Annotated in this window: 15 protein-coding genes; 6 read left to right on the plus strand and 9 right to left on the minus strand. The window is 64.2% G+C overall.

Features of this window, described 5'->3' with window-relative positions; translation table 11 throughout:
* Nucleotides 1–93 precede the first annotated feature (93 nt).
* On the plus strand, nucleotides 94–1,323 hold the full coding sequence (locus QCE73_RS11680; protein WP_035500946.1) for an argininosuccinate synthase: 1,230 nt from the start codon (nucleotides 94–96) through the stop codon (nucleotides 1,321–1,323).
* A 67-nt stretch (nucleotides 1,324–1,390) separates the two neighbouring features.
* Here QCE73_RS11680 and murB read toward each other — a convergent pair whose 3' ends face one another.
* Entirely contained in the window at nucleotides 1,391–2,407 is a 1,017-nt protein-coding gene (gene murB / locus QCE73_RS11685; protein ID WP_309881309.1) for a UDP-N-acetylmuramate dehydrogenase, read from the minus strand.
* A 100-nt stretch (nucleotides 2,408–2,507) separates the two neighbouring features.
* Here murB and QCE73_RS11690 point away from each other — a divergent pair, with 100 nt between their 5' ends.
* A complete protein-coding gene (locus QCE73_RS11690; RefSeq protein WP_014192189.1) occupies nucleotides 2,508–2,993 on the plus strand; it encodes a YajQ family cyclic di-GMP-binding protein in 486 nt (161 codons plus the stop codon).
* Nucleotides 2,994–3,051: 58 nt separating this feature from the next.
* Here the strand turns inward: QCE73_RS11690 and plsY are convergent, their stop codons facing one another.
* The 5 genes from plsY to queG form a co-directional block, all read right to left on the minus strand.
* Nucleotides 3,052–3,687 carry a glycerol-3-phosphate 1-O-acyltransferase PlsY gene (gene plsY, locus QCE73_RS11695; RefSeq protein WP_238212718.1) on the minus strand — a complete coding sequence of 212 codons (636 nt, stop codon included), beginning with the start codon at nucleotides 3,685–3,687 and terminating at the stop codon, nucleotides 3,052–3,054.
* A 36-nt stretch (nucleotides 3,688–3,723) separates the two neighbouring features.
* Entirely contained in the window at nucleotides 3,724–4,215 is a 492-nt protein-coding gene (ybaK, locus tag QCE73_RS11700; protein WP_238212719.1) for a Cys-tRNA(Pro) deacylase, read from the minus strand.
* A 100-nt stretch (nucleotides 4,216–4,315) separates the two neighbouring features.
* Nucleotides 4,316–5,245, minus strand: coding sequence for a site-specific tyrosine recombinase XerD (gene xerD, locus QCE73_RS11705; protein ID WP_309881311.1), 930 nt, complete (start codon nucleotides 5,243–5,245; stop codon nucleotides 4,316–4,318).
* Nucleotides 5,242–5,724, minus strand: coding sequence for a methylated-DNA--[protein]-cysteine S-methyltransferase (locus QCE73_RS11710; protein WP_309881312.1), 483 nt, complete (start codon nucleotides 5,722–5,724; stop codon nucleotides 5,242–5,244). Before QCE73_RS11710 ends, xerD begins: the two co-directional genes overlap by 4 nt.
* Complete coding sequence (queG, locus tag QCE73_RS11715; RefSeq protein WP_309881314.1) at nucleotides 5,721–6,953, minus strand: tRNA epoxyqueuosine(34) reductase QueG; 1,233 nt, start codon at nucleotides 6,951–6,953, stop codon at nucleotides 5,721–5,723. The genes QCE73_RS11710 and queG overlap by 4 nt, the downstream gene beginning before the upstream one ends.
* A gap of 18 nt (nucleotides 6,954–6,971) precedes the next feature.
* Between queG and tsaE the strand changes: the two genes are divergently transcribed.
* Both tsaE and QCE73_RS11725 read left to right on the plus strand, forming a co-directional pair.
* Complete coding sequence (tsaE, locus tag QCE73_RS11720; RefSeq protein ID WP_309881316.1) at nucleotides 6,972–7,559, plus strand: tRNA (adenosine(37)-N6)-threonylcarbamoyltransferase complex ATPase subunit type 1 TsaE; 588 nt, start codon at nucleotides 6,972–6,974, stop codon at nucleotides 7,557–7,559.
* Entirely contained in the window at nucleotides 7,541–9,049 is a 1,509-nt protein-coding gene (locus QCE73_RS11725; protein ID WP_309881318.1) for an N-acetylmuramoyl-L-alanine amidase, read from the plus strand. Before tsaE ends, QCE73_RS11725 begins: the two co-directional genes overlap by 19 nt.
* A 19-nt stretch (nucleotides 9,050–9,068) precedes the next feature.
* On the opposite strand, the gene QCE73_RS11730 is transcribed toward QCE73_RS11725, so the two are convergent.
* The gene (locus QCE73_RS11730) at nucleotides 9,069–9,947 is read right to left on the minus strand and encodes an EamA family transporter (protein ID WP_309881320.1); all 879 of its coding nucleotides are present in this window, start codon (nucleotides 9,945–9,947) and stop codon (nucleotides 9,069–9,071) included.
* A gap of 161 nt (nucleotides 9,948–10,108) precedes the next feature.
* Nucleotides 10,109–10,372: a hypothetical protein gene (locus QCE73_RS11735; protein ID WP_035500944.1), complete on the minus strand. Its 264-nt coding sequence runs from the start codon at nucleotides 10,370–10,372 to the stop codon at nucleotides 10,109–10,111.
* A gap of 176 nt (nucleotides 10,373–10,548) precedes the next feature.
* Between QCE73_RS11735 and QCE73_RS11740 the strand changes: the two genes are divergently transcribed.
* Both QCE73_RS11740 and trxA read left to right on the plus strand, forming a co-directional pair.
* A complete protein-coding gene (locus tag QCE73_RS11740) occupies nucleotides 10,549–11,448 on the plus strand; it encodes a pirin family protein (protein WP_309881321.1) in 900 nt (299 codons plus the stop codon).
* Between the two features lie 78 nt (nucleotides 11,449–11,526).
* On the plus strand, nucleotides 11,527–12,375 hold the full coding sequence (gene trxA, locus QCE73_RS11745; protein WP_309881322.1) for a thioredoxin: 849 nt from the start codon (nucleotides 11,527–11,529) through the stop codon (nucleotides 12,373–12,375).
* A 51-nt stretch (nucleotides 12,376–12,426) separates the two neighbouring features.
* Here trxA and QCE73_RS11750 read toward each other — a convergent pair whose 3' ends face one another.
* Nucleotides 12,427–13,272, minus strand: a complete 846-nt coding sequence (locus QCE73_RS11750) for a ThiF family adenylyltransferase (RefSeq protein ID WP_250484091.1) — start codon at nucleotides 13,270–13,272, stop codon at nucleotides 12,427–12,429.
* Between the last annotated feature and the right edge of the window lie 274 nt (nucleotides 13,273–13,546).

The following is a 13,546-nucleotide window of genomic DNA, read 5'->3' on the forward strand; positions in this document are numbered from 1 at the left end:
GTTTTTTCCGCGCACTTCATGCCCGTCGCGCGCCTGACGGACGCGAAGCGGCGCACAACCGCCGCACCTGGCTTTTCAGCACACGAGTTCACCATGAGCGATATCAAGAAAGTCGTGCTCGCCTATTCGGGCGGTCTCGACACCTCCGTCATCCTGAAATGGTTGCAGGACAACTACGACGCCGAAGTCGTGACCTTCACGGCCGACATCGGCCAGGGCGAGGAACTGGAGCCCGCGCGCAAGAAGGCGCTCCAGCTCGGCATCAAGCAGGACAACATCTTCATCGAAGACCTGCGTGAAGAGTTCGTCCGCGATTTCGTGTTCCCGATGTTCCGCGCGAACACCATCTACGAAGGCGAGTATCTGCTCGGCACATCGATCGCGCGTCCGCTGATCGCGAAGCGCCAGATCGAAATTGCCCGCGCGACCGGCGCGCAAGCCGTCTCGCACGGCGCGACCGGCAAGGGCAACGACCAGGTCCGCTTCGAGCTCGGCTACTACTCGCTCGAACCCGGCATCAAGGTGATCGCGCCGTGGCGCGAATGGGACCTGCTCTCGCGCGAAAAGCTGCTCGCGTACGCCGAGAAGGCGGGTATTCCGATCGAAATGAAGCACAAGCAAGGCGGCGCGCCCTACTCGATGGACGCGAACCTGCTGCACATCTCGTTCGAAGGCCGCCATCTGGAAGACCCGAAGGCCGAGGCCGAAGCCGATATGTGGCGCTGGACCGTGTCGCCGGAAGAGGCGCCGGATCAGCCGGAATATGTCGATATCGAATTCGAGAAGGGCGATCCGGTCGCGCTGAACGGCAAGCGCCTGTCGCCGGCCGAGATGCTCACCGAGCTGAATCGTCTCGGCGGCAAGCACGGCATCGGCCGTCTGGATCTGGTCGAGAACCGCTATGTCGGCATGAAGTCGCGCGGCTGCTACGAAACGCCGGGCGGCACGATCATGCTGAAGGCGCACCGCGGCATCGAGTCGATCACGCTCGATCGCGAAGTGGCGCATCTGAAGGACGATCTGATGCCGCGTTACGCATCGCTGATCTACAACGGCTACTGGTGGAGCCCGGAGCGCCGCGCGCTGCAGGTGCTGATCGACCACACGCAGGAGAAGGTCAACGGCTGGACGCGTGTGAAGCTCTACAAGGGCAGCGTGTCGGTCGTCGCGCGCGATTCGAAGGAAACGCTGTTCGACAAGAACATCGCGACCTTCGACGACGACGGCGGCGCCTACGACCAGGCCGACGCCGGCGGTTTCATCAAGCTGAACGCGCTGCGTATGCGCATCGCGGAAAACGCACGCCGCAAGCGCGGCGCGTAATTCGCGCGTTTCTCGACGTAAAAAACCCGCCGGACTTTCGTTCGGCGGGTTTTTTTATGCGTCGGAATCAGAGGCAGACCGGTTCCATCTCCAGTTCGACATCGAAACGCGCGAGCACGTCGCGTTTGATGGCTTCAGCGAGTTCGAGCACTTGCGCGCCCGTCGCGCCGCCGCGATTCACGAGGACGAGCGCCTGACGGTCGTGGACCGCCGCACCGCCGATGCCGCGCCCTTTCCAGCCGCATTGGTCGATCAGCCAGCCCGCCGCGAGCTTCATCTGCCCGTCCGCCTGGCGATACGAGACGACGCCGGGTTCGCGCTGTCGTAGCGTCTCGAATGCCGCCGCGCTCACGACCGGATTCTTGAAGAAACTGCCCGCGTTGCCGAGCACGGTCCAGTCGGGCAGCTTGGCGCGGCGCACGCTGACGACCGCATCGAAAATGGCCTGTGCATCCGGTTTCGCGGCGCCTTCGAGCGCGCGCGCGACATCGGCATAATCGGCGCGCGGCGTCCACGCTTTCGGCAGCCTGAACACCACCGACGTGATCATGAAGCGCCCGCGCCCTGCCCGCTTGAAAAAGCTGTCGCGATAACCGAACGCACATGCGGCGCGATCGAAGTCCACGCGTTCGCCGGTCGCGAGTTCGACCGCGCTGAGCCGCTCGAAGCGCTCGCCCATTTCGAGCCCGTATGCGCCGATGTTCTGAATCGGCGCCGCGCCGACCGTGCCCGGAATCAGCGCGAGGTTTTCGAGGCCCGGCATGCCTTGTGCGAGCGTCCAGGCAACGAAATCGTGCCAGTTTTCGCCCGCGCCGGCTTCGACGAGCCACGCGCCGTCGTCTTCGCCGATCACGCGTTTGCCCGCGATGCCGACGATCAGCGCGACGCCGTCGAAATCGCGTGTCAGCACGATATTGCTGCCGCCGCCGAGCACGAGTTGCGGCATGTTCGCGATGCGCGCATCGGTGGCGAGCGCGACGGCCGCATCGACGGAATCGATGCGCATCGCATGACGCGCGCGCGCGTCGAAGCCGAACGTGTTGTGAGCGAGCAGAGAGAAATCGGAGAGAAGCTGGAGCGACATGAGCGAGGCGCGTCGGTAGAATGACGACAGGTCCGTGATTATAGCGATTGCGCGAGCCGCGCTTCTTGAGCGCGCTCGCCTCAATGAAGGAGAAAGACAGATGCCATCGTTTGACGTCGTCAGCGAAGCAAACATGATCGAAGTGAAGAACGCGATCGAGCAGTCGAACAAGGAAATCTCGACGCGCTTCGACTTCAAGGGTTCGGATTCACGCGTCGAGCAAAAAGAGCGCGAACTCACGCTCTACGCCGACGACGATTTCAAGCTCGGCCAGGTGAAGGACGTTCTGCTGAACAAGCTGGCCAAGCGCAGCGTCGACGTGCGTTTTCTCGACTACGGCAAGCAGGAGAAGATCGGCGGCGACAAGCTGAAGCAGGTCGTCACGGTGAAGAAAGGCGTGTCGGGCGATCTGGCGAAGAAAATCGTCAAGATCGTGAAGGACAGCAAGATCAAGGTTCAGGCGAGCATTCAGGGCGATGCGGTGCGCGTGCAAGGCACGAAACGCGACGACCTGCAAAGCGCCATCGCGCTGCTGAAGAAGGAAGTCACGGACACGCCGCTCGACTTCAACAACTTCCGCGACTGATTCTTTGCCGCAAGAAGTAAAAAAGCCGTTCCGGTTTGCGCCGGAACGGCTTTTTGCTTTATTCAGGCGCTTGCGCCGCTTTCTTCTTTTCGCCGATGCGGCTTTCCTGCCCCGCCAGCAACTTCGAAATATTGGCGCGATGCCGCCAGATCAGAAGCAGGCTCATCGCGAGAACAGCGAGCGAGATGCGGCTCGGCCCGAACAGGAACACCTGAAAAAACGGCGCGAACACCGCCGCGACCAGCGCCGCCAGCGACGAATAACGGAAGAAAAACGCGATGATCAACCAGGTGAGCAGCGTCGCGATGCCGAGCGCCGGGTGGATCGCGAGCAGCACGCCCGCCGCCGTCGCGACGCCCTTGCCGCCCTGAAACCTGAAGAAAACCGGGTAGAGATGCCCGAGAAAAACCGCGATGGCCGCGAGCGCCGTGGCCGTGATGATGCCGGCGCTATCCCAGCCGAAGCTCGCGCCGAAGTGCGCGACGATCCACACGGGCAGCCAGCCCTTGAACGCGTCGCCGATCAGCGTGAGGATCGCGGCCTTCTTGTTGCCGGTGCGCAGCACGTTGGTCGCGCCGGGGTTGCCCGAGCCGTACGAGCGGGGATCGGCCAGTCCCATCGCGTGACTCACGACGACGGCGAATGAAATCGAGCCGATCAAATAGGACACGACGGCGACGATCAGAAAAATCATGGTGTCTTTTCAGTTATGGCGAGAGCGGAACGCATTCTAATCGACGCTCGCGCACTGCACGGGCTTCGCGTCGAGCAACTCGGTCAGCACGGACGGCTTCAGGCTCACGAGATAGCCGCGCCGACCGCCGTTCAGATAGATCCGGTCGAGCTCCAGAATGCTCGATTCGACATACACCGGCATCGCTTTCTTCGTGCCGAACGGCGACGTGCCACCGACGAGAAATCCGGAATGCCGGTTCGCGACGTCGGGCTTGCACGGCTCGATGCGCTTCGCGCCCGTCTGTCGCGCGAGATTCTTCGTGGACACGGTGCGGTCGCCGTGCATGAGGACGATGAGCGGCTTCGCGTGCTCGTCCTCCATCACGAGCGTCTTGACGACGACGTGCTCGTCCACGCCAAGTTGCCGCGCGGATTCCTCCGTGCCGCCGCGCTCGACGTATTCGTAGGGATGCTCGCCGAACTCGACCTTGTGACGGCGCAGGAACTGCGTCGCGGGCGTTTCGGACACGTGTTTGGCTTTCGACATGGACGCATTGTAGCGGCGCGCCGGGCCGCTCACCATTGGCCATCCGGCCGAGTGCGCAGCAACGCGCCGCCGTGGCACGATCGTTCGCGAACGAAGCGCATCAACCGCGCGGATGATGTTCGCGATGCAGCTTTTGCAGACGTTCGCGCGCGACGTGTGTGTAGATCTGCGTCGTCGAGATGTCCGAGTGGCCGAGCAGCAATTGCACGACGCGCAAGTCCGCTCCGTGATTGAGCAGATGCGTGGCGAACGCGTGACGCAGCGTGTGCGGCGAAAGCGGCGCATGCACGCCGCCCTTCAGCGCATGACGCTTGATGATGTTCCAGAACTGCTGACGCGTCATGCCTTCGCCGCGCGAGGTGACGAAGAGCGCGTCGGCGGAACGCGCGCCGAGCAGCACCGGACGCGCTTCGCGCAGATAGCGTTCGAGCCAGTCGTGCGCCGTCGCGCCGAACGGGATCAGGCGTTCCTTCGAGCCTTTGCCCATCACGCGCACGACGCCTTCGTTCAGGCCGACCTCGACCGTTTTCAGCGTCACGAGCTCGGTCACGCGCAGGCCGCTCGCGTACATCAGTTCGAGCATCGTGCGATCGCGCAGGCCGAGCGGCGTCTCGATGTCCGGCGCGCCGAGCAGCGCTTCGACTTGCGCCTCGTTGAGCGTCGAAGGAAAGCGCGGAGGCTGCTTGGCCGAGCGCAGCTTGAGCGTCGGATCGGAGGATACGCGGTGCTCGCGCAACGCCCACGCGTAATAACGGCGAAAGACCGACAAACGCCGGTTCGCGGACGTCGCCTTGTCGCCGCGACGCGCCGCCATGTAGCCGTTCATGTCGGCTTCGCCGGCGGCGTCGATCGATGCGCCGCGCGTCTTGCCGAGCCATTCGGCGAACAGTTTGAGGTCGCGCCGGTACGCTTCCAGCGAGTTTTTCGCGAGCCCGTGTTCGAGCCAGAGCGCATCGCAAAAGAGATCGATCGCGTCCTGACTCGCGCTCGATTGCGGCGTTTGTAGTTCTTCAGTCGTTGCGCTCGTCATGCGATCCGTACACCTTCATGCGTCAGAAGCCAGCGCTTCACGTTGCGATAAAAACCTTCGCCGGGATGATGCGCGAAGCCGCCGATCCCGCCCGATGCCACTACCCGGTGGCACGGTATCACGATCGGCAGCGGATTGGAGCCGCACGCCTGCCCGACCGCGCGCGGCACGCTGCCGATCTCGCGTGCGAGCTGGCCGTAGGTCCAGACATGCCCCGCCGCGATGCCGCTGATACCTCGCCACACGCGCTGCTGAAAATCGGTGCCGCGGATCGCGAGCGGCAGATCAAAGCGCATCGACGGCGTGTCGAAGTAACGGCGAATCTGCGCGACGGCTTCCCTGGCGAGCGGCGTTTGCGGCTCGATACTTTCGACGTCATCGGGCAGATAGACGATCTCGCGCACCGACTGCGCATCGGCGCGAATGCCGACTTTGCCGAACGGCGCGTCGATCACGGCATCGTATGGAATGTCCTTCATGATTGCTCCAGCGCCCAGCGAACGTGTTCGCGGACGAGTTCGGACGAGTCGTCTTCACGCCCGCGCAGCGCATCGACGATAGCCTGACGCTCGCCCGCATCCAGCCCGGACGCGCGCAACGCGTTGCCCATCGCGACCGCGATATTGCGCAGCCAGCGCTCATGCCCGATGCGCCGGATCGCGCTGCCCTGCATGCGCGTGTCGAAATCTCCGGCGCTCCATGCAAACAGTTCGACGAGCGTCGCGCGATCGAGCCCATGCCGCACGTCGAAGTCCGCGACGGGCGCGGCCTGCGCGAACTTGTTCCACGGACAGACGAGCTGGCAATCGTCGCAGCCATAGACGCGATTGCCGATCAGCGGACGCATGTCTTCGGGGATGCTGCCGTGCAGTTCGATCGTCAGATACGAGATGCAGCGCCGTGCATCCACGCGATACGGCGCGACGATCGCGCCCGTCGGACACGCGCCGATGCAACGCGTGCACTGCCCGCAATGCGCGCCCTCGCGCTCGGGATGCGGATCGACGGGCAAGGGCACATCGACGAAAATTTCGCCGAGAAAGAACAGCGATCCGGCATCGCGATCGAGCAGCAGCGTGTGCTTGCCGCGCCAGCCGGTGCCCGCCTTCTGCGCGAGCGCGACTTCCAGCACCGGCGCGGAATCCGTGAACGCGCGATGCCCGAAGGGCCCGATTTCCTTCTCGATGCGCTCGGCCAGTTGCTGCAGTCGATTGCGCATGACCTTGTGATAATCGCGGCCGCGCGCGTAGACGGAAACCATCGCCTGCGACGGCTTCGCGAGCCTCGTCCATTCGATCGCGCGCCAGTCGTTCTTCTGACCGTCGGCTGTCGCGACACTTTCATCGCCCGTTTTCGCGAGCGTTTGCGCCGGCAGATAGGCCATGCGCACGGTGATGACACGTCGCGTTCCGGCCACAAGCTCGGCTGGTCTTGCGCGTTTCATCCCATGTTTGGCCATATAATCCATTTCGCCGTGATAGCCTGCTTCGAGCCAATCAGTGAGGCCTTTCTCGGCATCCGTCAGGTCGATATCGCTGATACCGACCGCACCGAACCCCAACTCGCGCCCCCAGTTCCTGATGCGTTGCGCGAGTTCTGCCAGCGCGTTTTCATCGATATCGAAAACGCGAGACTCTGATACGGATTCAGCGGCTGCGTCGCTGGACGCGGTCGTGACTTCAACGGAATGTTCCGGCAATCGGTTCATCACGACATTTTACGAGCAATGCCCGAAAGCCCCGCACGAACGACGCAAGACCTTCATCACGCGCTTCTCGAACGCCGCTTCGACCTGCGCGACGAAGCCGCGACGCTCGCTTTCGGAGAACGCTTCGCGCGCGCCATCGATGCCACGCGCCTTCATGCATCGCAATCGTCTTCTGAACGATTTCACGGTCTCCAGGTCCAGTTGATCGGAGATCTGGGCGCGGGCAAGACCACGCTCGTGCGCGCCACGCTGCGCGCGCTCGGCCACGCCGGCCGCGTGAAGAGCCCGACCTACACGCTCGTCGAACCGTACTCGCTCGTCATCGAAAGCGGTCCGCTCGACGTTTATCACTTCGATCTCTATCGCTTCGCCGATCCGGCCGAATGGGCCGATGCCGGCTTCCGCGAATATTTCGATGCGGGCGCGCTGTACCTCGTCGAGTGGCCGCAACAAGCGGGCGGCCTGCTCGGCGTGCCGGACCTCGTGTTCCAGCTATCGCTGCCGGACGAGCATGGCTCACCGGGCGATTCGAACGAAGAAGAAGGCCGCGTACTGACCGCGCGGGCGTTCAGCGAAACAGGAAAGTCATGTCTCGAAAGATGTTGATCAAGCCATTTCATTCGATCGAAGCGGGCGCCGTCGCGCCGCACAACTGGCGCCGCCGCCAGGTGCTGCGCGCGGGCGCCTCGACGCTCGTGCTCGCGCTCGTCGGACCGAAGCTCGCGCACGCGAGCAGCGTGCTCGGCGTGCGCGTGTGGCCCGCGCGCGATTACACCCGCGTGACGATCGAATCGGACCAGCCGCTCCAGAACGCGAACCAGTTGTTGCAGGGACCGGACCGGCTCGTCGTCGATCTCTCCGGCATCGATCTCGATCAGGCGTTGCGAGACCTCGTCTCGAAGATCACGCCGAACGATCCGCAGATTCAGTCAGTGCGCATCGGGCAATATCAGCCGCATGTCGTGCGCATGGTGTTCGATCTGAAGGGATCGGTGAAGCCGCAGGTGTTCAATCTTGGGCCTATCGGCAGCTACAAGTACCGGCTCGTGTTCGACCTGTATCCGGCCGTCGCGCCCGATCCGCTGATGGAACTGCTCGCCCAGACCGAGCGCAAGCAGGAGGCGCTCGACCGCGCGAATCCGAATCCGTCGGCGCCGCCGCCCGCAACGCTCTCCGGTCCGTCCACCGCGCAGAAACCGACGTCGCCCGATTCCACCGACGAGTTCTTCCAGAAGTACGCGCAGAACGATGCGCCGGCCGAAGCCGCGCCCGCGCCGAAGCCTTCGGTGAAGCCGCAGCGCGTGCCGACGCCGCCGCCCGTCATCGCGAAGAAGAACGACGACGACGACCAGTACACCTTCTCCGCGCCGAAGCAGTCCGGCACCACGCGTCTGCTGACGGTGGCGATCGATCCGGGTCACGGCGGCGAGGACCCCGGCGCGATCGGCGGCCAGGGCACGTACGAGAAGCACATCGCGCTCGACATCGCGAAGAAGCTGCGCGCGAAGATCGACGCCCAGCCCAACATGCGCGCGATGATGACGCGCGACGCCGACTTCTTCGTGCCGCTCAACGTGCGCGTGCAAAAGGCGCAGCGCGTGTCCGCCGACCTGTTCGTGTCGATTCACGCGGATGCGTTCACGTCGCCCGACGCACGCGGCTCGTCGGTGTTCGCGTTGTCTGAGCACGGCGCGTCGAGCGCGGCCGCGCGCTGGATGGCGGCCAAGGAGAACTCGTCGGATCAGGTCGGCGGCATCAACGTGAAGTCGCAGGACGCGAGCGTGAACCGCGCGCTCTTCGACATGTCGACGACCGCGCAGATCCGCGATTCGATGCGCTACGGCAGCTTCGTGCTGAACGAGATCGGCGGCATCAACAAGTTGCACAAGGGTTCGGTCGAACAGGCGGGTTTCGCCGTGCTGAAGGCGCCGGACATTCCGTCGATCCTGGTCGAGACCGCGTTCATCAGCAATCCGGACGAGGAAACGCGCCTCAACGACGACGCCTATCGCGACAAGATGGCCAACGCGATCATGAAGGGCATCAAGCGCTACTTCGCGGCGAATCCGCCGCTCGCGAAGAGCCGCATGACGTAAGACGCGTGCCGTGCTTCGTTCAGCGCGCCGGCAGGATGCGCTGAACGAGCCGCGCGCCGAACACGTTCACCACGAGTCCCGCCATCACGAGCGCCGCGCCGACCACTTGCGCGGCGCTCAGCCCCTCGCCGAGAAACACCGCCGCCGACGCGAGCCCGATCACCGGGACGAGCAGCGAAAACGGCGCGACGCTTCCCGCCGGATAGCGCGCGAGCAACTTCCCCCACAGGCTGTAACCGACGATCGTTGCGATGAATGCGAGGTAGAGAATCGCGAACACGGACACGAGCGGGATCGACGCGAGACTCGCTTCGATGCGCGCCGGGCCTTCGAAAATCAGCGAGAGCGCGAGGAACGGCAGCGGCGGAATCAGGCTGCCCCACACGACGAGCGAGAGCAGATCGACCTTGCCCATGCGCTTGGTCACGACATTGCCGAGCGCCCACATCGCGGCGGCGGCGAGCGTGAAGAGAAAACCGGCGAGGGTCATCGCGTGGCCGCCGCGCATGCCGATCAGCGCGAGACCGGCCGCCGCGATCACGAGTCCGGCGACATTCGCCGCGCGGATGCGCTCGCCGAGAAACATCGACGCGAAGATAAGCGTGAAAAACGCCTGCGCCTGCAAGACGAGCGACGCGAGCCCGGCCGGCATCCCCACATACATGCCGTAGAAGAGCAGCGCGAATTGCCCGAGGGAAATGGTGAGGCTGTAAGCGAACAGCCAGCGCAGCGGGATTTGCGGGCGCTTGACGAAGAACACCGGCACCGCGGCGAACGCAAAGCGCAATGCGCCGAGCAGCATCGGCGGCACACCGTGCAACCCGAGTTTGATGACGACGAAATTGACGCCCCACGCGACAATGACCACCGATGCGATCAGCAAATCCTTTGGCGACATCGCCCTTCCCCTCGTGTCATGTGCATGTTGGCGAGTCGTAAAGTGTAGCGGAGCGCGCGGCGGCAGGTTCATCGAATGCCGCGCGACATGACAAAGGACGCAAAAAAGCGCCCGCGCCGGCTATCGGCGCGAGCGCTTTCTTCGGCGTGCCGAAGCGGCGCTTACTTGCTCTGGCCGCTATCCGTCGCGGAGTTGTTGCCGGTTTCCGCGGCAGGCGTCTTCTTGGTTGCTGCGTGCGCCGATTGCTTGTGCATCTTGTGCTTTTTCGTCATGGGAGCCGCCGAGTTATCGGTGGCCGCGCCGGCGGCATCGTTGCCCATCGCGCCCGACGAATTGCCCGACGACGTCTGCGCGAATGCGCCCGTCGCCGTGGTGGCGGCGACGAGACCCGCGGTAATGGCGATCAACAGCTTGTTCCTGTTCATGGCGAAGCTCCTATCGAGGTTGCGAAAGTTGCGTGAAGCCGCACGCGGACTGATGAGCGCGGCGACGTAAAAAACGAGAGCCTCGGCGGCACGCCTGCGCCGCCCGGAATCGGCCGGTAAAATCGACGAAGACACGCGCGCCATTCCGGCGCGCGATCTTTCCATCGGAATCCGCCATGCCATCGCCGTTCCGCGCATTGCTCAAGCCTCACGAACACGACGTCGGCGGCCTCATGGTGCGTCGCGTGCTGCCCGCGCTCGCGGCGCGCACCGTCGGACCCTTCATTTTTTTCGACCACATTGGTTCCGCAACGCTCGTGCCCGGCAAGGGACTCGACGTGCGCCCGCATCCGCATATCGGTTTGGCGACGGTCACGTATCTCTTCGATGGCGCGATCATGCATCGCGACAGCGTCGGCTCGGTGCAGAAGATCGTGCCCGGCGACGTGAACTGGATGACCGCGGGGCGCGGCATCGTGCATTCCGAACGCACGCCCGATGAAGAGCGCGCGTCCGGCCAGACGATGCACGGCATTCAGACCTGGGTCGCGATGCCGGCGGCGAGCGAGGACATCGAGCCTGCGTTCGAGCATCACGCGGCCTCCGCGCTGCCGCAGATTGAGCGCGACGGCGTCACGCTGCGCGTGATCGCGGGCACGGCGTTCGGCGCGAAGGCGCCCACGCGCACGTTCTCGCCGACGCTCTACGTCGCCGCGCAGTTCGCGGCCGGCAGTGCGATCACGCTCGACACCGAGCACGAGGAACGCGGCGTCTATCTCGTGAGCGGCGACTTGTCGATCGACGGCGAAGCGCTGCCAGAACAGCAGATGGCCGTGCTCGCGCCGGGCGCGGACGTGAAGCTGCACAGCACCAACGGCGCGGTCGCGATGCTGCTCGGCGGCGCGCCGCTCGACGGCACGCGCTTCATCGAATGGAATTTCGTGTCGAGTTCGCGCGAGAAGATCGACGCGGCAAAAATCGCATGGAGCGAGCAGCGCATGGGCCACGTGCCCGGCGAGACCGAATACATTCCGCTGCCGCCGCAGCGCCGCGAAAATCGCGCGCCCGAGGCATGAGGCGTGCGTGCGCGCTTGAGAGTCACGCGGATCGTCCCCATATATTTGAGATAGACCGCAAGCATTAGGAGAAAACGCATGGATACGACCCTCGCCACCTTCGAGCACGACGTCATCAACGCGTCGATGCTCGCGCCCGTGCTCGTCGATTTCTGGGCGCCCTGGTGCGGCCCGTGCAAGACGCTCGGACCGATGCTGGAGAAGCTCGAAGCCGAAGCAGCGGGAAAGTGGAAGCTCGTCAAGGTGAACGTCGATGAGAACCAGGAGCTGGCCGCGCATTTTCAGGTGCGCAGCATTCCGCACGTGGTCGCATTCGCGGACGGCCGCCCGGTCGATCAGTTCATCGGCGTGCTTTCGGAAGGCCAGTTGCGCGAGTTTCTCGACCGGCTCGTGCCCGATGGCGCCGACGCCGAGCGCCACGCCGCGCAGAACGCATGGGCCGCGGGCAATCGCAAGCAAGCGATCGATACCATCAAGGCCGCGCTCGCGCTCGATCCCGGTTACGACGATGCGCGTCTCGACCTGATCGAATGGCTGATCGCGGAGCGCCGCATCGACGAGGCGAAGGAAGAGGACAAGCTGCTGTCGCCGAAGACGACGCAAGGCATCGATGCACGCTATAACGCGCTGAAGACCGAGCTCGACGCCGCCGATGCGGCAGCGGATCTGCCGCCCGCCGACGCGCTCATCGACGCGGTCAACGCGAACCCCGACGATCTCGACGCACGCTTCGCGCTTGCCAACCGCCTGATCGCGGGCCGCGATTACGGGGGCGCGCTGGAGCATCTGCTTGCGATCGTCGTGTGCGATCGCGCCTTCATGGACGATGTCGGCCGCAAGACGATGCTGTCCGTGTTCGAGCTTGCCGCGAATCAGCCTGATCTCGTGTCGCAATGGCGGCGCAAGCTGAGCGCGGCGATCAACTGATCGCGTGCTTCAACTGAAAACGGCCAGCTTTTGAAGCTGGCCGTTTTCGTTTCAGGCCGCGCGCTTCGCCAGATCGCGCAGCACGAACGCGGCGGCCGCGAAGCCGAAGCTCGCCGTCACGCACACGCTCGATCCGAATCCCGCGCAATTGAGGCCGACCGGCCCGGCGTAGCCCGCGCCCGTTTCGAGATGCTCGGCGCCTTCGCTGATATCGCACGCGGGCGCTTCGGGATAGATCAGCGGTTCGTCGGAATAGACCGCGCTCACCTTGAAACGCGCTTTCGGCCCGCGCGGAAAGCCATGCATCTTGCGCAACTGGCCACGCACTTTCGACAACAACGGGTCCTGAATCGTGAGCGCGAGATCGTCGATGCGAATGCGCGTCGGGTCCAGTTGGCCACCCGCGCCGCCGACGGTGATGAGCGCCTGCTTGCGCGCCACGCACCACGCGATGAGCGCGGTTTTCGTGCGCACGCTGTCGATCGCATCGACCACGTAATCGAAGCCGCCGCCGAGCGTCGCATCGAAATTGCCAGGCTCGACGAAGTCCTCGATCTGCCGCACGTCGCAGGCCGGATCGATCATTTTGATGCGCTCGGCCATCGCCGTGACTTTCGCTTTGCCGTAATTGCCGTCGAGCGCGTGAATCTGCCGGTTCGTGTTGCTTTCGGCGACATTGTCGAGATCGATCAGCGTCAGCTTGCCGACAGCACTGCGCGCGAGCGCCTCGGCCACCCACGAGCCGACGCCGCCGATGCCGATCACCGCGACATGCGCCCTTTCGAACGCGGCGAGCGCGGGTGCGCCGTAGAGGCGCGCGATGCCGCCGAAGCGTCGGTCGCGGTCGGCGGCGTCTTCGGCGGACGGCGTTACAGCAGTTTCGGATGAAGCGTTCATGGCGTGCGTGGATGAAACCGGGTACGTTGAAAGCAAAATAAAAGCCGGAAAAATGCAGCGCCGTTGTGCGGCGTCAATCAACGCTTACAGGCGGCTGTCGAGTCTGCGAAGTTGGGTGGTCGATCATGCAAAATGCGGGCGAATTGCGTATTCTGCCTTATCGAAACCATGGACGTGATAGCTGCAAGCGCCGCACCGCCGGCACGCAACAGGTCCATGGGTAATCAGGGCAAGATCGTTTCACCTTGGCTATACTGACCCGACTGTAGCGCTT

The organism is Caballeronia sp. LZ029 (assembly GCF_031451275.1).
In the GTDB taxonomy this organism is placed as follows: Bacteria; Pseudomonadota; Gammaproteobacteria; order Burkholderiales; family Burkholderiaceae; genus Caballeronia; species Caballeronia jiangsuensis.